The organism is Streptomyces sp. NPDC057287, assembly GCF_042667905.1.
Classification (GTDB): domain Bacteria; phylum Actinomycetota; class Actinomycetes; order Streptomycetales; family Streptomycetaceae; genus Streptomyces.
The window spans coordinates 367,058-385,897 of record NZ_JBHUYV010000006.1 but is presented as its reverse complement, the minus strand read 5'-3'; the positions used below and the strand labels follow the sequence as shown (position 1 = coordinate 385,897).

The window sequence follows — 18,840 nt, the reverse complement described above, 5'->3', positions numbered from 1 at the left end:
ATCTGTCACGCAGGAATGGTTCCAGCCGACTGACGGCAGTCACCTGCCGCAGGCGGAGCGGCAGGTTACCAACGGGGCGGATCCGCTCGGCGGGCAGGGCGATCATCACCGCCGCACACGGCCTCGTTCCAGGAATTCAGCAGGCCCTTTCCTACGGAACGGGACCTGAGATCCCCGGGGGGTGCGAGGGCCGGCCGTCCCCCGTCGACCGGGATTCATTCCCGCCGGGAATTCTCCCGGGTCCCCCACGAGACCGGTTCCTCCCCCACGTGACCGACCCCACCCCCCACTCCGTTCAAACTCCCGCAACAATGAGTACGTGATCACTTCGCCCGCACGGAGCACCCGCCGCACCGAGCACGCGCCGACGCCCTACGTCGACCTGACCCGGGCCGAGTGGAGCGCCCTGCGTGACAAGACCCCCCTGCCGCTCAGCGCCGAGGAGGTCGAGAAGCTGAGAGGGCTCGGCGACGTCATCGACCTCGACGAGGTCCGGGACGTCTATCTGCCGCTCTCCCGGCTGCTCAACCTCTACGTCCAGGCCACCTCCGGCCTGCGCGGCGCCCTGAACACCTTCCTCGGGGACGCGGGCAACGGGCACGGCGAGCAGCGCGGCACCCCGTTCGTCATAGGGGTCGCCGGCAGTGTCGCCGTCGGCAAGTCCACCTCCGCCCGCATCCTGCAGGCGCTGCTGGCGCGCTGGCCCGAGCACCCCCGGGTCGAGCTGGTGACCACCGACGGGTTCCTGCTGCCGATGAAGGAGCTCGAGGCGCGGGGCCTGATGTCCCGCAAGGGGTTCCCCGAGTCGTACGACCGGCGGGCGCTGACCCGGTTCGTCGCCGACATCAAGGCCGGCAAGGACGAGGTGACGGCCCCCGTCTACTCCCACCTGATCTACGACATCGTGCCCGGCGAGCGGCTGACCGTGCGCCGCCCCGACATCCTCATCGTCGAGGGGCTGAACGTACTGCAGCCGGCGCTGCCCGGCAAGGACGGCCGGACCCGGGTCGGGCTCGCGGACTACTTCGACTTCAGCGTGTACGTCGACGCCAAGGCCGAGGACATCGAGACCTGGTACCTCCACCGCTTCCGCAGGCTGCGCGAGACGGCGTTCCAGAACCCGTTCTCGTACTTCCGGAAGTACACGCAGGTCTCCGAGGCGGAGGCGCTGGACTACGCGCGCACCATGTGGCGGACCATCAACAAGCCCAACCTGCTGGAGAACGTGGCGCCGACGCGCGGGCGTGCCACCCTGGTGCTGCGCAAGGGGCCGGACCACAAGGTCCAGCGCCTGTCACTGCGCAAACTCTGACTCCGGGAGGGATCCGCCGTGCTCCATCTGCGCCTCATCGTGCCCGCCGACCGCACCGACGAGGTGCTGGCGCTGATCGAGCGGACCGTGGGGACCGCGCATGTCGCGGTGCTCACGGGTGCCGCGCGGAACCCGGTGGGCGACGTCGTCCTGTGCGACGTCGCGAGGGAGGCCGGTGACGAACTGATCGGCGCCCTGCGGAAGATGGGCATCGACGACAGCGGCTCGATCACGGTCGAGGACATGGACCTCACCCTCTCCAGGCGCGCCGACGAGGCTGAGAGGGCGGCCCCGGGTGAGGGCGCGGACGCGGTTCTCTGGGAGGAGCTGAGCGAGGTCACCCACGAGGAGTCGACCTTCAGCGCCACCTATGTGTCCTTCCTCGCGCTCGCCACGATGCTCGCCGCATGCGGTGTGATGCTGGACAACGCGGTCCTGATCGTGGGGGCCATGGCGGTGGGCCCGGAGTTCGGTCCGCTGGCCGGCATCTCGACGGCGCTGGTGCAGCGGGCGCCCCGGCTGGTGGCGCGGTCACTGTGGGCGCTGGTCGGAGGCTTCGCGGTGGCGATGGTGCTCACGGCGGGCTTCGCCTGGCTGCTGGACGGGCTCGAGCTGTTCACCGAGGACATGGTGAAGGCGGAGAGGCCCAACACCGGGTTCATCTGGCACCCGGACTGGATGTCGTTCGTGGTGGCGGTCCTGGCTGGTATCGCGGGGACGCTCTCGTTGACGTCGGCGAAGTCCGGCGCGCTGATCGGAGTGGCGATCTCGGTGACCACGGTGCCCGCCGCCGCCAACGCAGCCGTGGCCTTCAGCTACCAGGACCTCCAGCAGACGTGGGGGTCCTCGGCGCAACTGCTGGCCAACCTGGGCGGCATCGTCCTGGCGGGAACCCTGACCCTGCTCGTCCAGAGGGCGCTGTGGAACGTGCGGCGCCGGACGGCCTCAGCCGGCCGGCGGACGGTGAGCACCTCCCGGTGACCTCGGCCCGCGGCCGGGGGTGACGGACCGGCAACGTCGCGGGCACCGGAACTGCCGTACACCGCACATGCGGGAGCGCCTCCGCCGGTGCCACGATCAGGGGCATGACCGTTGCCGGGGAAGTGCTCTGCCGTCCCCTCAGGAGACGCGCCCTGTGGTGTTCCGCCGCCTTCGGGACAGCCGGGGTGGCCCTGGCCGCGGTGCGCACCGGGCTCCACGGCAGGCTCCTGGACGTGTGGGCGGCGGCGGACCTGCTGCTCGCGCTCGTGGGCCTCGTCTGCCTGTACGCGGCCGGCGCCCGGGTGAGCGCCGACGTCCACGGCCTGCGGTCCCGGACCCTGTTGCGCCGCCGGAACATGCCGTGGACCGACATCGCCGATCTCCGCGTGTACGTCCAGTACGGACGGAACCAGCAGATCCACCGTGTCAGCGTGCTGCTGCGCGACGGACGCACCCGGCGGCTGCCCCTGCCGCTGAGCGGGTCCGCCGACGACCGCGGGCGGTTCGACGCGGAGCTGGACACGCTCCGCGCGCTGCACCGCGAGCACGGAGACCCGGAATCGCGCCACACCCCCGTCATCTCGTACCGCGCCGCGGGGCGCGGCGCGGCCGTGCCGGCGGTCCTGTGCGCACTGCTGCTCGCGGGCGCGGGACTGGCAGCGTGGTCCGTGCCGGCCACCGCGTCCGAGAACCGGGCGTGGAGGTCGGCGCTCCCCTGTGCCGCCGGAACGCCCGCCACGGAGCGCGGCGAGTGCCTGAGCACCCTGAGCGCGGTCATCACGCGGACGGAGACCGGCAGGGGGAGTCGGAGCAGCTGGCTGTACTTCGCCGACGGACGTCCGCTGGAGCGCCTCGGTGTCTCGCGGGAGGGGGCCCGGGGATTCCGCCCCGGCGACCTCGTCGAACTGACCGTCTGGCGGCACCAGGTGAGGGAGGTGGCCGGGGAACACCACGTGTGGCGCGACCACTTCACCGGTACGGGCGAGATGGCCGTCATCGCGGCCGTGTGCGCCCTCGCGGCGGGCTACCCCGGCGCCCGTCTGCTGCTGCACCGGCGCGGCCGCGGGCTGCCGGACGACGAAGTCCTCCCCTCGGCGCTGCCGTTCGCGGCCGTGCTCGTCGCCACGGCGGTGTGGCTGCTGCCGCTCTGCTACCTCCACCCCACGGGCCGGCTCGGCTCTCCCACGACGCTCGCCTGGGCGGCTTCGGGTGGTGCGGCCACACTGGCGCTGTCCGCCCGGGCCTGGCACGCCACCCGCGTCCGTGAGCCCGGGGCGACGGCAGGGGGCCCGCCCCCGGACGGCGTGGACCGGTTCCTGCCCGCCCGGTTCCTGGAGCACACCGACTACAACCCGAACGGCTTCGGCACCCACATCGTCCTGGGCGACGGCCCACTCGCGGTGACGCCCCATCCCGGCCCGGGCAGGTTCGCGGCGAGACGCGTTCCGGTGGAGCGGCTCACCGTGACGGGTGTGCGGCGCGTCCGGGGCGGCGACGGCGACACCGTCAGCAGGAGCTGGCACGTCGCCGAACTCGACGACGCGGGCGAGCCGGTCCACCTCGCGGCATCCCCCTCCGACCTGACCCGCATCGTCCAGGAGCTGGAGGCAGGACGCAGGACGACCCCGGCCGTGGAGCCGGGGTCGTCCGTCTGACCGGTGGTCCGTCAGCCGAGCGCGGACTTGACCACGTCGGCCAGCTGCCCGGCCACCGCGCGTGCCTGCTCGAGGTCGGCGGCCTCGACCATGACCCGTACGAGCGGCTCGGTGCCGGACTTCCGCAGGAGTACCCGCCCGGTGTCACCCAGGTCGTGCTCGGCCCGCGCCACGGCGGCGGCCACCTCGGGAGAGGTGTCCACACGGGACTTGTCGACGTCCGGCACGTTGACGAGGACCTGCGGGAGGCGCTGCATCACTCCCGCCAGGTCGGCGAGAGTGCGTCCGGTGGCGGCGACCCGCGCCCCGAGCATCAGCCCGGTCAGCGTGCCGTCGCCCGTCGTGGCGTGGTCCAGGACGATGACGTGGCCGGACTGCTCACCGCCCAGCGCGAAGCCCTCGGCCTTCATCGACTCCAGGACGTAGCGGTCGCCGACGGCGGTCTGCACGAGGTGGATGCCCTCACGCTCCATCGCCATCTTGAAGCCGAGGTTCGACATGACCGTGCCGACGACGGTGTCCTTGCGCAGCTGGCCGGCCTCGCGCATGGCGAGGGCGAGCACGGCCAGGATCTGGTCTCCGTCGATCTCCTCGCCGGAGGCGTCCACGGCCAGGCAGCGGTCGGCGTCGCCGTCGTGCGCGATACCGAGGTCGGCGCCGTGCTCGACGACGGCGGCCCTCAGCAGCTCCAGATGGGTGGAGCCGCAGCCGTCGTTGATGTTCAGGCCGTCCGGTTCGGCGCCGATGGTGATGACCTCGGCCCCGGCACGGGCGAACGCCTCGGGCGACACGCGGGCGGCGGCGCCGTGTGCCTCGTCGAGGACGACCTTCAGGCCGTCGAGCCGGTTCGGCAGGACGGCGATGAGGTGGGCGACGTACCGGTCGAAGCCCTCGGCGTAGTCGGTGACCCGGCCCACTCCGGCGCCGGTCGGACGGGCCCAGGGCTCACCGGTGCGGTGCTGCTCGTAGACCGTCTCGATGCGGTCCTCCAGCTCGTCGGCGAGCTTGTGACCGCCGCGGGCGAAGAATTTGATGCCGTTGTCCGGCATGGCGTTGTGGCTGGCCGAGAGCATGACGCCGATGTCGGCTCCGAGCGCACCGGTGAGGTAGGCCACGGCGGGGGTGGGAAGCACCCCGACACGCAGGACGTCCACGCCGGCGCTGGCCAGACCCGCCACGACGGCGGCCTCCAGGAACTCCCCGGACGCACGGGGGTCGCGGCCCACCAGAGCGGTCGGCCGGTGCCCCTCGAAGGTGCCCGCCTCCGCCAGTACGTGCGCCGCCGCGACCGAGAGTCCGAGCGCGAGCTCGGCTGTCAGGTCCGCGTTGGCGACACCGCGCACGCCGTCCGTGCCGAAGAGTCGTCCCACTGGTGTCCTCCGAAGGTGCTCCGAAACCGCAAAACCAAAGTAATCAAATTAGGGCAAAGCGAGGCAAGGCACAGCAAAGAAGGGCGCGCCCGTGGCTGCCAGCCCGATAAACGTGCAAACGTCTTAAGCCGTTATACGCCCGCAGAGGCTGATAAACGAACGCCCCAGCAGCACGAGGTGTGCCGCCGGGGCGAACGTGTAATGCAGACGAGCAGGCGATTTAGCGCTTGCTGTACTGCGGGGCCTTACGGGCCTTCTTGAGACCGGCCTTCTTGCGCTCGACCGCGCGGTCGTCGCGGGAGAGGAAGCCGGCCTTCTTCAGCGTGGCGCGGTTGTTGTCCGCGTCCGCCTCGTTCAGCGCGCGGGCCACGCCGAGGCGCAGGGCGCCGGCCTGACCGGAGACGCCGCCACCCGAGATGCGGGCGATGACGTCGTAGCGGCCGTCGAGCTCGAGCACCTTGAAGGGCTCGTTGACTTCCTGCTGGTGCACCTTGTTGGGGAAGTAGTCCTCAAGGGTGCGACCGTTGATCTTCCACTTGCCGGTGCCCGGGACGATCCGGACGCGGGCGATGGCGTTCTTGCGACGGCCAAGGCCGGCCGCGGGCTGCGGGTCGCCGAAGCGGCCCGCGAGCGACTCGGAGGTGTACTCACCCTCGACGGGGACCTCCGACTCGAAGGTGGTCACCTCGGCGAAGGTCTCTTCGCCCTCGGTGCCCTCGACGGGCGTCTCTGCAGTGGTCTCGGCCACGATTCTCCTCAGATCTTTCTTTAACGTCTTAGGGGGGAGGCCGGAACTACTGCGCGACCTGGGTGATCTCGAACGGGACCGGCTGCTGCGCAGCGTGCGGGTGCTGGTCGCCCGCGTAGACCTTGAGCTTCGAGATCATCTGACGACCCAGGGTGTTCTTGGGGATCATGCCCTTGATGGCCTTCTCGACGGCCTTCTCGGGGTTCTTCGCGAGGAGCTCGTCGTAACGCACGGAGCGGAGACCGCCCGGGAAGCCCGAGTGGCGGTACGCCATCTTCTGGGTCTTCTTGTTGCCGGAGAGGTGAACCTTCTCGGCGTTGATGATGATGACGAAGTCGCCCATGTCCATGTGGGGGGCGTAGATCGCCTTGTGCTTGCCTCGGAGGAGGTTCGCGGCCGTGGTGGCCAGACGGCCGAGGACGATGTCCTCAGCGTCGATGATGTGCCACTGGCGAGTGACATCGCCGGGCTTGGGGCTGTACGTACGCACGTCTTAGCCTTCGCTTCTTCAGTGGATGAGGTCCAGACACATGGCACTTCTGAAGCGATCATGCAGCTGGGGCACACAATGCCGGGGACCTTGCCCGTATGCGAGCCACTGGGAACTGCTCCAGAGAACCTACGCACGGGCTCTTCGCTTAGAACGACGAAGCCCATACGTATAACAACCCCTGACAGTACCCGCCCCGCCCGGGACGGGTCAAAACGCGCGGCCCCTACCGCTCCCGCGCGACCCGGCGCTCGTCCCAGACCGGCTCCGTGGACTCCCGCACCACCCCGTCCGAGCCGAAGACCAGGTACCGGTCGAAGGACTTCGCGAACCAGCGGTCGTGCGTGACGGCCATGACCGTCCCGTCGTACACCTCCAGCCCGTCCTGCAACGCCTCGGCCGACTCCAGGTCCAGGTTGTCCGTCGGCTCGTCCAGCAGCAGCGCGGTCGTGCCGGCCAGCTCCAGGAGCAGGATCTGGAACCGTGCCTGCTGCCCGCCGGACAGCCTCTCGAAGGCCTGGTCGCCCTGGCGCTCCAGCTCGTAGCGCCGCAGCACCCCCATCGCGCCGCCCCGGTCCTTGGCCTGCTCGGTCCAGAGGATCTCCACCAGCGTCCTGCCGAGCAGCTCCGGGTGGGCGTGCGTCTGGGCGAAGTGACCCGGCACGACCCGCGCCCCGAGCTTCCACTCCCCGGTGTGCGCCACCGGCTCCCCCGCCAGCAGCCGCAGGAAGTGCGACTTCCCCGAGCCGTTGGAGCCGAGCACGGCGACCCGCTCCCCGTAGTAGATCTCCAGGTCGAACGGCTTCATCAGCCCGGTCAGCTCCAGGTTCGTGCAGGTCACCGCCCGCACCCCGGTCCGCCCGCCGCGCAGCCGCATCCTGATGTCCTGCTCGCGCGGCGGCTCCGGGGGCGGCCCCGCCTCCTCGAACTTCTTGAAGCGGGTCTGCATCGCGTGGTAGCGGTTCGCCATGTCGGGGCTGTTCGCCGCCTGCTGCCGCATCCGGAGGACCAGCGCCTTCAGCCGGGCGTGCTCCTCCTCCCAGCGCCGCAGGAGCTCCTCGAAGCGCGCGAACCGCTCCTTGCGGGCCTCGTGGTACGTGCCGAACCCGCCGCCGTGCACCCAGACGTCCGAGCCGGCCGGGCTCGGCTCCACGCTCACGATCTTCTCGGCGGCCCGCGAGAGCAGCTCCCGGTCGTGGGAGACGAAGAGCACCGTCTTACGGGTCTCCCTGAGCTTCTCCTCCAGCCACCGCTTGCCGGGGACGTCCAGATAGTTGTCCGGCTCGTCGAGCAGCAGCACCTCGTCCGGACCCCGGAGCAGCGCCTCCAGGACGAGCCGCTTCTGCTCGCCCCCGCTGAGCGTGCGCACCTCGCGCCACTGCGCCTTCTCGTACGGGACGCCGAGCGCGGCCATGGTGCAGATGTCCCAGAGCGTCTCGGCCTCGTACCCCTGCACCTCCGCCCAGTCGCTCAGCGCCTGCGCGTACGCCATCTGCGCGGCCTCGTCGTCCACGGTGAGGATGCGCTCCTCCGCCGCGTCGACAGCCGCCGCCGCCGTCCTGAGGCGGGGCTGGGCCACGGAGACCAGCAGGTCACGGACGGTCCGCTCGTCCCGTACGGAACCCACGAACTGGGCCATCACGCCCAGCCCGCCGCTCACCGAGACCGAGCCGCCGTGCGGCTGGAGCTCCCCGGCGAGCAGCTTCAGCAGGGTCGTCTTGCCCGCCCCGTTCGCGCCGACGAGGGCGACCACGGCGCCGTCGGCCACCCGGAACGAAGCGTCGCCGAGCAGCACCCGTCCGTCCGGTAGGTAGTACTCCAGGTGGCCCGCTTCAAGATGTCCCATGCACAGCATTGTCACGGCAGGAGAACCATTGGCCCAACCGGATTACGGTCGGTCTAGGATTCGCCGCATGAGCTTTGGGCAAGGGGGGCCCTCCTGGGGGCCGGGAGAGAGCCGGACTCCGGACTGGGCAGCACTGGCGGAGGCGTCCGCCGCACGCGGCAGGCGCAAGAAGTGGCTGCTGATCGGGGGTGGCGCGGTGGCCACCGCCGCCGTGGCCGCGATCGTGGCCACGGCCGTCATCACGACCGGTGGAGGCGGTGGCACGTCCGGGTCGGACAAGAACGCGAGTGAGCTGCCCGCCCCCGCCGACCTGCCCTCGGAGACCTCCGCGCCGGGGCCCTCCTTCTCCTCGGTGGCTCCGCCGCCCCCGCCGGACCCGAAGGACTACATAGCCGACGAGAAGAAGGACAAGGGCCCGGTCACCGTCGACGCCTTCTTCCCCGGCAGGAAGCTGACCATGGGCGACCGCGTCTACGCCAAGGGCGCCACCGCCCGCACGGCGAACTGCGCCACGACGACCCAGGGCGCCCTCGGCCAGATCCTCGACGGCAACGGCTGCGACCAGGTCATCCGCGCCACGTACAGCAAGGACGGCGTCGCGGTCACCATCGGTCTCGCCGTCTTCGGCACCGAGGCGGAGGCCAGGAAGGCGGCCCAGCAGGCGTCAGGCGGCCTCGCCTCACTGAGCGGCTCGGGCGTACCCACCTTCTGCCGCGGCGGGTCCGTCTGCCGGCGTACCGCCAACTCCTACGGGCGCTACGCCTACTTCACGGTCGGCGGCTTCACCAGCGGGAAGAACGTCACCACAGCGGCGAAGGACGTGTACGCGGTCGGTGACGACCTCACCGACTTCACCTTCCGGCAGATCCGCCACCGCGGTGAGGTCCAGGCCTCGGCGGCCGCAGGGGCCCCCGTCGTCTGACCGTCCGCCCGCCGCTCGCGCACCGTCCCGTCCCTCCCTCCGACCGAGGACCCGCCGCCGTGCGTCTGCACACCCTCCTCACCATCCCGCGCGTCCTGCGCCACAGCGACGCCATAGGCGCCGACCTGCCCCCGGACGACGCCGTGGTCGTGGACGCCCCGGACCCCTCGCTGCGGGAGGCCCTCGCCGCGGCGGCGGACGGTGACCACGCCCCGGCCGCGGAGCTGCTCGCGGCCACCCGGGAGCACGCCCAGTGGGAGCGCAGGGACACCTGCGTCTCCCGTCTCGCACGGGCCTCCCTGCACCACCCCGGGTGGCTGGACAGCTGGCTGGAGGAGTATCCGGAGCACCCCGACGCCGTACTGGTCAAGGCCGACCAGTACATCTACCAGGCCTGGCAGATACGGACGGGCGCCCGGGCCAAGCACGTCGAGGCCGACCAGTTCCGGGCGTTCCACACGGTGCTGCGGGACGCGGTGCCGGTGATCTCGGAAGCCGCCGAGCTCAACCCCGACGACCCGGTCCCGTGGCGCATCGCGCTGACACAGGCCCGGGGCATCCAGGCCCCGCGCGAGGTCTTCGACACCTATCTGGCCGAGGCGAACGCGCGCGACCCCCACCACGAGGGCTGCCACGTCCAGGCGCTTCAGTACCTGTGCGGCAAGTGGTACGGCTCGCACGAGGAGATGTTCGCCTTCGCCGAGCGCGCGGCCGACCAGGCGCCGCCCGGCTCACGGCTCCACGCGCTGCCGCTCCAGGCCGTCGTGGAGTACCTGATCGCCGACGAGGAGACGCCCGATCCCGACCCGTACACCCCGCGCGCCGAGGCCGCGGTGGTCCGCGCCCAGGCCCTGTCGGAGAGCTACGCCCCCGGCGACCGGGAGGCCGCCGGCTTCCGCAACCACCTGGCCCTGGTCCTGTGGTCGATGAGCCGCTACGAGGAGGCCCTCACCGCCTTCCGCAGCATCGGGGTGCACGCCACGACCTTTCCCTGGACCTATTTCGGCGATGCCCGCGCCGAGTTCCTGGAGGCCCGCTCCGACACCCGTGTCGAGCTGGCCATGAAGGTCCCCTTCTTCCGCCCGTCCCCCCGGCCCCCGGCCACCGGCGCGCCCGACTGGGAGCGCGAGCTGGCGCCCCGGTCGGTCGCGATCGCCTCCACCGGTCCCACCGAGGTCGCCCAGGCCGCCCTGATCTGCGGCCACAGCCTGCGGACGGCCCCTGCGGGCAGTCACCACACCTACGTCGAGATCGTCCCGGACCCGGTGCGCGGGAGACGCGCGGCCCTGCTCCCGGAGGACCCGCTCACCTCGGCCGCCGACAACTTCACCACCGCCGAGGACTGGCCCGCCCTGGTCCTGCACCGCACACCCGAGCGGAGCAGCTTCACCCTGCTGCACCGGGGCAGGAAGGTGACGGACCACGCCTGGGAGACCGCCGCCCCCGCCACCGACCACGCGAAGGCGACCGCCACGGCCGCCGCACTGGCGCGGGTCTACGGACTGACCGACCCGCGCCCCCTGGCCCACATCCTGCGGGCCTCGGGCGACCCCGCCCGCCATCAGGGCCAGCTGGTCGCCGCCCTGGGCCTCCCTCCGCTCCCCGAGGGCTACGGGGGCGAGCAGGAGATCCTCGCCGGACTCCCGGGCGCCCGTGTGCTGGTCCGGCGCGGATTCCTCGCGGGCATGCGGGACACCATGACCACGAAGGACGGCGTCCACCCGGAGACCCCGCCCACCTCCGAGTCCCACCCGGTCAGCTGGTGGATCCTGCGCACCCTGGCGCTGCTGGTCTTCGGCGCGGCGGCGGTCTACGCCTGGTGGACGCCGGACATCGGCTGGTTCCGCTCGACCGTGTCCAGCGCCGTCGCCGTCCACTTCGCCGCCAGGCTGGTCCGCGCCCTGCGCCGCAGACCGGTCAGCAGCAGCCCGCCCCCGGCAGCGTCCTGACGTTCCGGGCCTCCACGGCCCTCGCCGCCAGCTGCCCGTCCGCCGGATACGCCACTTCCTCCAGCGTCAGCCCGTGCGGCCGCACCACGTGCACACCCGGGTCCCGCACCTTCGCCGCCAGCACCTCGGCCGGCCACCCGGCAGGACGGCGCCCGTCACCGACGAACAGCGCCGCGCCGATCAGCGCCCGCACCATGTTGTGGCAGAAGGCGTCCGCCTGCACGGTCGCCGTCAGCACCCCCGACCCCGCGTCCCGCACCCAGTGCAGCTTCTGCAGCGTACGGATGGTCGTGGCGCCCTCACGCTTCTTGCAGTACGCCGCGAAGTCGTGCTCCCCCACCATCAGGGCGGCGGCCTCGTTCATCGCGTCCAGGTCCAACGGCCGGTCGTGCCACAGCACATGGCCCCGCAGCAGCGGGTCCACACCGCCCGGCCGGTCCCCCACCCGGTAGGCGTAACGCCGCCACAGCGCGGAGAAGCGCGCGTTGAACCCCGCGGGGGCCTCGGCCGCCCGCCAGATCCGCACGTCCAGCGGCAGCCGCCCCGCCATCCGCCGCAGCAGCTTCTCCTCGTGCTCGGCCCACACCCCGGCCGGCAGGTCGACGTGCGCCACCTGCCCCCGCGCGTGCACCCCGGCGTCGGTGCGCCCCGCGACCGTCAGGTCGTACGTCACGGACGACCGCGTCACGGTACGCAGCGCGTCCTCGATCTCACCCTGCACGGTGCGCCTGCTGGTCTGCTTCGCCCAGCCGGAGAAGTCCTTGCCGTCGTAGGACAGGTCCAGCCGCACCCGTACGAATCCGGGCTCTGCCTCGTCACTCACCCGAAGATCCTCTCAAAAGCGAACGGGCCCGCACCGCCCCGAAGGGAGATGCGGGCCCGTACCGGGTCTCAGAACGCTCAGGCGTCCTTGGAGTCCTCAGCGGCGGCGTCGGCCGGCTTGGCGTCCTCGACGGTCTCGGCCGGAGCCTCGTCCTTCTTGAGGGCGTCTTCCTTGACGGCGCGCTTGGTCGCGGCCTCGGCCTCACCGGTGGCGGCCTGCGCCACGGTCAGCGCCTCGACCAGCTCGATGACGGCCATCGGGGCGTTGTCGCCACGACGGTTGCCGATCTTGGTGATGCGGGTGTAACCACCGGGGCGGTTCTCGTACCGCGGGGCGATCTCGGTGAAGAGCGTGTGCACGATGCCCTTGTCCGTGATCGACTGCAGCACCAGGCGACGGTTGTGGATGTCGCCCTTCTTCGCCTTGGTGATGAAACGCTCGGCGACCGGACGCAGGCGGCGGGCCTTGGCCTCGGTCGTGGTGATGCGGCCGTGCTCGAACAGCGACTTCGCGAGGTTGATGAGAAGAAGCTTCTCGTGCGCAGCGCTGCCGCCCAGACGGGCACCCTTGGCGGGCTGAGGCATGGTTTTTCTCCTTGTGTGCTGCACCGGCCGTATCAGGTACCGGTGTCAGTTCCCGCGAGGCGGCCGCCCCGCGGAAGTTCGTGTGCCGTCCGCACCCGAGATCGGGCCTCAGCCCGAAATCCGAGCCCGTCCGGCGTTTGAGGACAGAGCCTCAACCCCGGCGCGGGGCACCCTCGACGACGGGCACCCCTCGCCGGAAGGCGCTCAGTACTGCTCGGTCTCCACGAAACCGGCGTCCGCGTCGTCGTCGGCGCCGAAGGCGTCGGCGGCGGCGGTCGGGTCGAAGCCGGGAGGCGAGTCCTTGAGCGCCAGGCCCATACCGGCCAGCTTCGCCTTGACCTCGTCGATCGACTTCGCACCGAAGTTGCGGATGTCGAGCAGGTCCGCCTCGGAGCGAGCCACGAGCTCACCCACGGAGTGGATGCCCTCGCGCTTGAGGCAGTTGTACGAACGGACCGTGAGCTCGAGCTCCTCGATCGGCAGCGCCAGATCGGCGGCGAGCGCGGCGTCCGTCGGGGACGGGCCCATGTCGATGCCCTCGGCGTCGATGTTGAGCTCGCGCGCCAGACCGAACAGCTCGACCAGGGTCTTACCGGCCGACGCCATGGCGTCACGGGGACGCATGGCCTGCTTGGTCTCGACGTCGACGATCAGCTTGTCGAAGTCGGTGCGCTGCTCGACACGGGTCGCCTCGACCTTGTACGTGACCTTGAGCACCGGCGAGTAGATGGAGTCGACCGGGATCCGGCCGATCTCCTGGCCCACCTGCTTGTTCTGGACGGCGGAGACGTAGCCGCGACCGCGCTCGACGGTCAGCTCCATCTCCAGCTTGCCCTTGCCGTTCAGCGTGGCCAGGACCAGGTCCGGGTTGTGGACCTCGACACCGGCCGGCGGGGCGATGTCAGCAGCGGTGACCAGGCCGGGACCCTGCTTGCGCAGGTACATCACGACCGGCTCGTCGTGCTCCGAGGAGACGACCAGCTGCTTGATGTTGAGGATGAGGTCGGTCACGTCCTCCTTGACGCCCGGCACGGTGGTGAACTCGTGCAGGACACCGTCGATCCGGATGCTGGTGACAGCGGCACCGGGGATCGAGGAGAGGAGCGTGCGACGCAGGGAGTTGCCGAGGGTGTAACCGAAGCCAGGCTCCAGCGGCTCGATCACGAACCGGGAACGGAACTCGTCGACGACCTCTTCGGTCAGCGACGGACGCTGAGCGATAAGCATGAAGGAATCCTTCAGTCGTGGGCACCCACTATTTGATGCCCGACAGATGAAACAAGGGTACGGGCGGCACGCCCCCGAAGGGGCATACCGCCCGGACCCACGCTACTGACGCACGGCCGTCACCGGCCGCGACGGATCAGACGCGGCGACGCTTCGGCGGACGGCAGCCGTTGTGCGGCGTCGGGGTGACGTCCTGGATCGAACCGACCTCGAGGCCCGTGGCCTGGAGGGAGCGGATCGCGGTCTCACGGCCGGAGCCGGGACCCTTGACGAAGACGTCGACCTTGCGCATGCCGTGCTCCTGCGCGCGGCGGGCGGCCGACTCAGCGGCCATCTGCGCGGCGAAGGGGGTGGACTTGCGCGAGCCCTTGAAGCCGACGTGGCCGGCGGAGGCCCAGGAGATCACGTTGCCCGAGGGGTCCGTGATCGAGACGATGGTGTTGTTGAACGTGCTCTTGATGTGGGCGTGCCCATGAGCGACGTTCTTCTTTTCCTTGCGACGCACCTTCTTGGCTGCGCCCTGACGACCCTTGGGGGGCATGTCTTTACTCCAGATGGAGAGGGGAGGTGATCGGTCCTACAGCGAAGACCGCTGGTTACCGCGGATGACCGGTGACCCGGACGCCCGCAGCTCGTCCGCTGAGGACTACTTCTTGCCCGGCTTCTTCTTACCGGCGATCGCGCGACGCGGGCCCTTGCGGGTACGCGCGTTCGTGCTGGTGCGCTGACCGTGGACCGGCAGACCGCGACGGTGCCGGATGCCCTGGTAGCAGCCGATCTCGATCTTGCGGCGGATGTCGCCCTGGATCTCGCGGCGAAGGTCACCCTCGGTGCGGAGGTTGGCGTCCACGTACTCGCGGATCTTGACCAGGTCCTCTTCGGCCAGGTCACGAACGCGAGCGTTGGGGTTCACGCCGGTGGTGGCGAGGATCTCCTTGGACCGGGTACGCCCGATGCCGAAGACGTAGGTGAGGGCAACCTCCACGCGCTTTTCGCGCGGGATGTCAACACCTGAAACGCGTGCCATTCAATGGCTCCAGTTGTCATTTCGGGGGTCTTCCGCAGTACCACTCCCGAACGCCGACCTCGCCCGTGTGGGAAGAGGTGGTACGCCCGGGTCCCCGGCCCCCGCCGGAGGTGTCGTCAGCCGAAGCTTGGACGGGCACTGCGTATGTACGTTTACGTGCGTCGCGCGAAGAACTGCGAGATGCAGGTGGTCGTGCGTCAGCCCTGGCGCTGCTTGTGGCGCAGGTTGTCGCAGATGACCATGACCCGGCCGTGACGGCGGATCACCTTGCACTTGTCGCAGATCTTCTTGACGCTCGGCTTGACCTTCATGGGATGTCAGGTTCTCCGGGTCAGTGCCCTCACCACGCCGAAGCGGGATGGCGGCAAGATCTACTTGTACCGGTAGACGATCCGGCCACGCGTCAGGTCGTACGGAGAAAGCTCCACGACGACCCGGTCATCCGGGAGGATGCGGATGTAGTGCATACGCATCTTGCCGCTGATGTGCGCGAGGACTTTGTGACCGTTCTGGAGCTCCACCCTGAACATGGCGTTCGGGAGGGACTCGATCACGGTGCCCTCAATTTCGATGGCACCTTGCTTCTTGGCCACGCTTCGCCCTTCGAATCGGCTACCTTGATCGACTCCACGCACCGTATGCAGACACACGGATGCACGAGAGCCGACGAGTCAGTCTACGTCAGCGGACTCCAAAAGACGAATCCGTCAAGTTTGCCCACTTCCTCTGATCCTTAGACACGGATCAGCCGGACAGTCCTGTGCGGGCGGTCCGGCCCCGGGCGGGAGGTGAGCTCAGCCCAGCGGGTCGGGAGCCGCCTCCACGCCGTACTGCGCGAGCTTCGCCCGGCCGCAGTCCGGGGCGGTCAGGACCAGCGGGCCCTGCTCCGTGAGGGCGATCGAGTGCTCCCAGTGCGACGACGAGGAGCCGTCGGTCGTGAGGACCGTCCACTCGTCGGAGAGGACCTTGGTCTGCGCCGTGCCCAGCGACACCATGGGCTCGATGGCCAGGCAGACGCCCGGGACGAGCTTGATGCCCTTGCCGCGCTTGCGGGAGACGTAGTTCAGCAGGTGCGGGTCCATGTGCATCTCGGTACCGATGCCGTGGCCGCCGTAGTCCTCGATGATCCCGTACTTGCCGGTCGCCGGGCGGGGCTGGCGACGGATGTAGGACTCGATGGCCTTCGAGATGTCGACGAGCCGGTTGTTCACCTTCATAGCGGCGATCCCGGCCCACATGGACTCCTCGGTCACCCGGGAGAGCTCGACGAGCTCCGGGGCGTGACCGGTGCCCACGAAGGCCGTGTACGCCGCGTCCCCGTGCCAGCCGTCGATGATCGCGCCGGCGTCGATCGAGATGATGTCGCCGTCCTTGAGGACGGTCTTCTCGTCCGGGATGCCGTGCACGACGACCTCGTTGACCGAGGTGCAGATCGTGGCCGGGAATCCGCCGTAGCCCAGGAAGTTCGACTTCGCACCGTGGTCGGCGATCACCTTGCGCGCGACCTCGTCCAGGTCCTTCGTGGTGGCGCCGGGGACGGCCGCCTCGCGCGTGGCGGCGTGTATGGCAGCGACCACGAGGCCCGCCTCGCGCATCTTCGCGATCTGCTCGGGGGTCTTGATCTGCACCATCGCTGGGCGCCTTTCTGCGTACGGAGGTGAACGTCGGGCCGTACTCCACGATACGGCGCAAACAGTCGGCCGCGGCGCCCGAAGGCGCCGCGGCCGGCTGCGGTGGTGAAACGGGGGCGTCAGCCCTCGTCGGACTTCTTGAGTGCCTCCATGGCCCGCTCGGTCACCTCGGTGACCTTGCCGAGCGCGGAGATCGTCACGACCAGGCCCTGGGACCGGTAGTAGTCGATGATCGGCTCGGTCTGCGTGTGGTAGACCTCGAGACGGGTCCGGACCGTCTCCTCGGTGTCGTCGTCCCGCTGGTACAGCTCGCCACCGCAGGCGTCGCAGACGCCCTCGGCCTTCGGCGGGTTGTACGTCACGTGGAAGACGTGCGCACTGTCGTTACGGCAGATGCGGCGGCCAGCGATGCGCTTGACCACCTCGTCCTCGGGGACCTCGAGGTCAAGAACCGCGTCCAGCTTGACGCCCTCGCTGTGGAGCATCTCGTCGAGCGCCACGGCCTGCCCCACGTTGCGGGGGAAGCCGTCCAGGAGGAAGCCGTTCTCGGCGTCCGGCTGGGACATGCGGTCCTTGGCCATCGCGATGGTGACTTCGTCCGGCACCAGCTGTCCCGCGTCCATGTAGGAGCGGGCCTGCTTGCCAAGGTCGGTGCCCTGGCTGATGTTGGCGCGGAAGAGGTCGCCCGTGGAGATGTGCGGAATCGAGAGATTCTTGGCAAGGAACGCAGCCTGCGTTCCCTTGCCGGCACCGGGCGGCCCGACGAGGACGATTCGCATCAGCGGAGGAACCCTTCGTAATTGCGCTGCTGGAGCTGACTCTCGATCTGCTTCACGGTCTCCAGACCCACACCCACGATGATCAGGATGCTCGTCCCGCCGAACGGGAAGTTCTGGTTCGCGCCACCGAAGCCGGCCAACGCCATCGTCGGCACAAGAGCGATCAGGCCCAGGTAGAGCGATCCCGGCCAAGTGATCCTGTTGAGCACGTAGCTCAGGTACTCGGCTGTGGGTCGACCTGCCCGGATGCCCGGGATGAAGCCACCATACTTCTTCATGTTGTCCGCGACTTCTTCGGGGTTGAACGAGATCGCCACGTAGAAGAAGGCGAAGAACACGATCAGCAAGAAGTACGTCGCGATGTAGTACGGGTGGTCGCCCTTGACGAAGTGGTCCTGAATCCAGGTCGCCCAGCCCGCGGTGGAGTTGGAGAACTGAACGATTAGAGCAGGAATGTAGAGCAGCGAAGAAGCGAAGATGACGGGAATCACACCCGCCTGGTTCACCTTGAGCGGGATGTAAGTGGACGTACCGCCGTACGACCGGCGCCCGATCATGCGCTTCGCGTACTGCACGGGAATCCGGCGCTGGGCCTGCTCGACGAAGACGACGAGGCCCACCATCACGAAGCCGACGAGGATGACCGTGATGAACTCGATCCATCCGTCGGCCAGCTTGCCGCTCTGCTTGATGGCCCACAGGGCGCCGGGGAAGCTGGCGGCGATCGAGATGAACATCAGGATCGACATGCCGTTGCCGATGCCGCGGTCGGTGATGAGCTCACCGAGCCACATGACGGCGGCGGTTCCGGCGGTCATGGTGATCACCATGACGATCGTCGTGAAGATCGACTGGTTCGGGACGATCTGGTCGGCGACAGGGCAGCCGCTGAACAGCGCGCCGCTGCGGGCGGTCGCCACCAGGCCGGTGCCCTGGAGGATGGCCAGTGCGACGGTCAGATAACGCGTGTACTGCGTGATCTTGGCCGTGCCCGACTGTCCCTCCTTCTTGAGGGCTTCGAGCCGGGGGATGACGACGGTCAGCAGCTGAAGAATGATGCTGGCCGTGATGTACGGCATGATGCCGAGCGCGAAGATCGTGATCTGCAGCAGTGCACCACCGCTGAACATGTTGACCAGACCGAAGAGGCTGTTGTTGCCCTTGCTGGCTTGGTCAACACAGGTCTGGACGTTCTCGTAGCTCACCCCCGGTACGGGGATGTGCGCCCCGAGCCGGTAGAGCACGATGATGCCGAGCGTGAAGAGCAGCTTCTTGCGCAGGTCGGGCGTCTTGAACGCCCGGGCGAACGCGGTGAGCACGGTGCCTCCTGCGACCCCCGCGCAAAAGCGTGAGGTGACGGTCTTGAGGATCGACGGGTACGTAACAGCCAAAGGACCCCGGGCGCTTGCCCAGGACTTACCACAGCAACAATGCACGCCACCTTACCGGCGGACATGCCCCCCTAGGAACGACCAACCGGGGATGCCCCAAATGAG

Annotated in this window: 19 protein-coding genes; 5 read left to right on the top strand and 14 right to left on the bottom strand. The window is 69.6% G+C overall.

Going from position 1 to position 18,840, the window contains the following annotated elements; genetic code table 11:
- The first annotated feature begins 319 nt into the window (after positions 1–319).
- From coaA to ACFUNE_RS14770, 3 genes are all read left to right on the top strand, one after another.
- Positions 320–1,312: a type I pantothenate kinase gene (gene coaA, locus ACFUNE_RS14780; RefSeq protein WP_383566519.1), complete on the top strand. Its 993-nt coding sequence runs from the start codon at positions 320–322 to the stop codon at positions 1,310–1,312.
- A gap of 18 nt (positions 1,313–1,330) precedes the next feature.
- Positions 1,331–2,293: a DUF389 domain-containing protein gene (locus ACFUNE_RS14775; protein WP_383566516.1), complete on the top strand. Its 963-nt coding sequence runs from the start codon at positions 1,331–1,333 to the stop codon at positions 2,291–2,293.
- 104 nt (positions 2,294–2,397) lie between these two features.
- Positions 2,398–3,948 (top strand): PH domain-containing protein, encoded by a 1,551-nt coding sequence (locus ACFUNE_RS14770; RefSeq protein WP_383566513.1) that lies wholly within the window; start codon positions 2,398–2,400, stop codon positions 3,946–3,948.
- A gap of 11 nt (positions 3,949–3,959) precedes the next feature.
- On the opposite strand, the gene glmM is transcribed toward ACFUNE_RS14770, so the two are convergent.
- From glmM to ACFUNE_RS14750, 4 genes are all read right to left on the bottom strand, one after another.
- Positions 3,960–5,318 carry a phosphoglucosamine mutase gene (gene glmM, locus ACFUNE_RS14765; RefSeq protein ID WP_383566510.1) on the bottom strand — a complete coding sequence of 453 codons (1,359 nt, stop codon included), beginning with the start codon at positions 5,316–5,318 and terminating at the stop codon, positions 3,960–3,962.
- A 220-nt stretch (positions 5,319–5,538) separates the two neighbouring features.
- Positions 5,539–6,066, bottom strand: a complete 528-nt coding sequence (gene rpsI / locus ACFUNE_RS14760; RefSeq protein ID WP_356714199.1) for a 30S ribosomal protein S9 — start codon at positions 6,064–6,066, stop codon at positions 5,539–5,541.
- Between the two features lie 46 nt (positions 6,067–6,112).
- Positions 6,113–6,556: a 50S ribosomal protein L13 gene (rplM, locus tag ACFUNE_RS14755; protein WP_024490227.1), complete on the bottom strand. Its 444-nt coding sequence runs from the start codon at positions 6,554–6,556 to the stop codon at positions 6,113–6,115.
- A gap of 226 nt (positions 6,557–6,782) precedes the next feature.
- Positions 6,783–8,402 (bottom strand): ATP-binding cassette domain-containing protein, encoded by a 1,620-nt coding sequence (locus tag ACFUNE_RS14750; RefSeq protein WP_383566506.1) that lies wholly within the window; start codon positions 8,400–8,402, stop codon positions 6,783–6,785.
- Positions 8,403–8,469: 67 nt separating this feature from the next.
- Here ACFUNE_RS14750 and ACFUNE_RS14745 point away from each other — a divergent pair, with 67 nt between their 5' ends.
- Positions 8,470–9,324: a hypothetical protein gene (locus tag ACFUNE_RS14745; RefSeq protein ID WP_383566503.1), complete on the top strand. Its 855-nt coding sequence runs from the start codon at positions 8,470–8,472 to the stop codon at positions 9,322–9,324.
- A gap of 59 nt (positions 9,325–9,383) precedes the next feature.
- Positions 9,384–11,273, top strand: coding sequence for a hypothetical protein (locus tag ACFUNE_RS14740; RefSeq protein ID WP_383566500.1), 1,890 nt, complete (start codon positions 9,384–9,386; stop codon positions 11,271–11,273).
- Here the strand turns inward: ACFUNE_RS14740 and truA are convergent.
- From truA to secY, 10 genes are all read right to left on the bottom strand, one after another.
- On the bottom strand, positions 11,242–12,096 hold the full coding sequence (gene truA, locus ACFUNE_RS14735; protein ID WP_383566497.1) for a tRNA pseudouridine(38-40) synthase TruA: 855 nt from the start codon (positions 12,094–12,096) through the stop codon (positions 11,242–11,244). The two genes, ACFUNE_RS14740 and truA, sit on opposite strands and share 32 nt — an antisense overlap.
- Before the next feature lie 77 nt (positions 12,097–12,173).
- The gene (gene rplQ / locus ACFUNE_RS14730; RefSeq protein WP_383566494.1) at positions 12,174–12,680 is read right to left on the bottom strand and encodes a 50S ribosomal protein L17; all 507 of its coding nucleotides are present in this window, start codon (positions 12,678–12,680) and stop codon (positions 12,174–12,176) included.
- A 204-nt stretch (positions 12,681–12,884) separates the two neighbouring features.
- Positions 12,885–13,907: a DNA-directed RNA polymerase subunit alpha gene (locus ACFUNE_RS14725; protein WP_003966937.1), complete on the bottom strand. Its 1,023-nt coding sequence runs from the start codon at positions 13,905–13,907 to the stop codon at positions 12,885–12,887.
- A gap of 136 nt (positions 13,908–14,043) precedes the next feature.
- Positions 14,044–14,448, bottom strand: a complete 405-nt coding sequence (gene rpsK, locus ACFUNE_RS14720) for a 30S ribosomal protein S11 (RefSeq protein ID WP_003956432.1) — start codon at positions 14,446–14,448, stop codon at positions 14,044–14,046.
- A 105-nt stretch (positions 14,449–14,553) separates the two neighbouring features.
- Positions 14,554–14,934, bottom strand: a complete 381-nt coding sequence (rpsM, locus tag ACFUNE_RS14715; protein WP_307125430.1) for a 30S ribosomal protein S13 — start codon at positions 14,932–14,934, stop codon at positions 14,554–14,556.
- Positions 14,935–15,131: 197 nt separating this feature from the next.
- Positions 15,132–15,245: a 50S ribosomal protein L36 gene (gene rpmJ, locus ACFUNE_RS14710; protein WP_003956441.1), complete on the bottom strand. Its 114-nt coding sequence runs from the start codon at positions 15,243–15,245 to the stop codon at positions 15,132–15,134.
- Between the two features lie 60 nt (positions 15,246–15,305).
- Positions 15,306–15,527: a translation initiation factor IF-1 gene (gene infA / locus ACFUNE_RS14705; protein WP_014047798.1), complete on the bottom strand. Its 222-nt coding sequence runs from the start codon at positions 15,525–15,527 to the stop codon at positions 15,306–15,308.
- A 201-nt stretch (positions 15,528–15,728) separates the two neighbouring features.
- Entirely contained in the window at positions 15,729–16,565 is an 837-nt protein-coding gene (gene map, locus ACFUNE_RS14700; RefSeq protein WP_383566489.1) for a type I methionyl aminopeptidase, read from the bottom strand.
- 119 nt (positions 16,566–16,684) lie between these two features.
- On the bottom strand, positions 16,685–17,344 hold the full coding sequence (locus ACFUNE_RS14695) for an adenylate kinase (RefSeq protein WP_383566486.1): 660 nt from the start codon (positions 17,342–17,344) through the stop codon (positions 16,685–16,687).
- Complete coding sequence (gene secY / locus ACFUNE_RS14690; RefSeq protein WP_383566483.1) at positions 17,344–18,663, bottom strand: preprotein translocase subunit SecY; 1,320 nt, start codon at positions 18,661–18,663, stop codon at positions 17,344–17,346. Before secY ends, ACFUNE_RS14695 begins: the two co-directional genes overlap by 1 nt.
- Positions 18,664–18,840 lie beyond the last annotated feature (177 nt).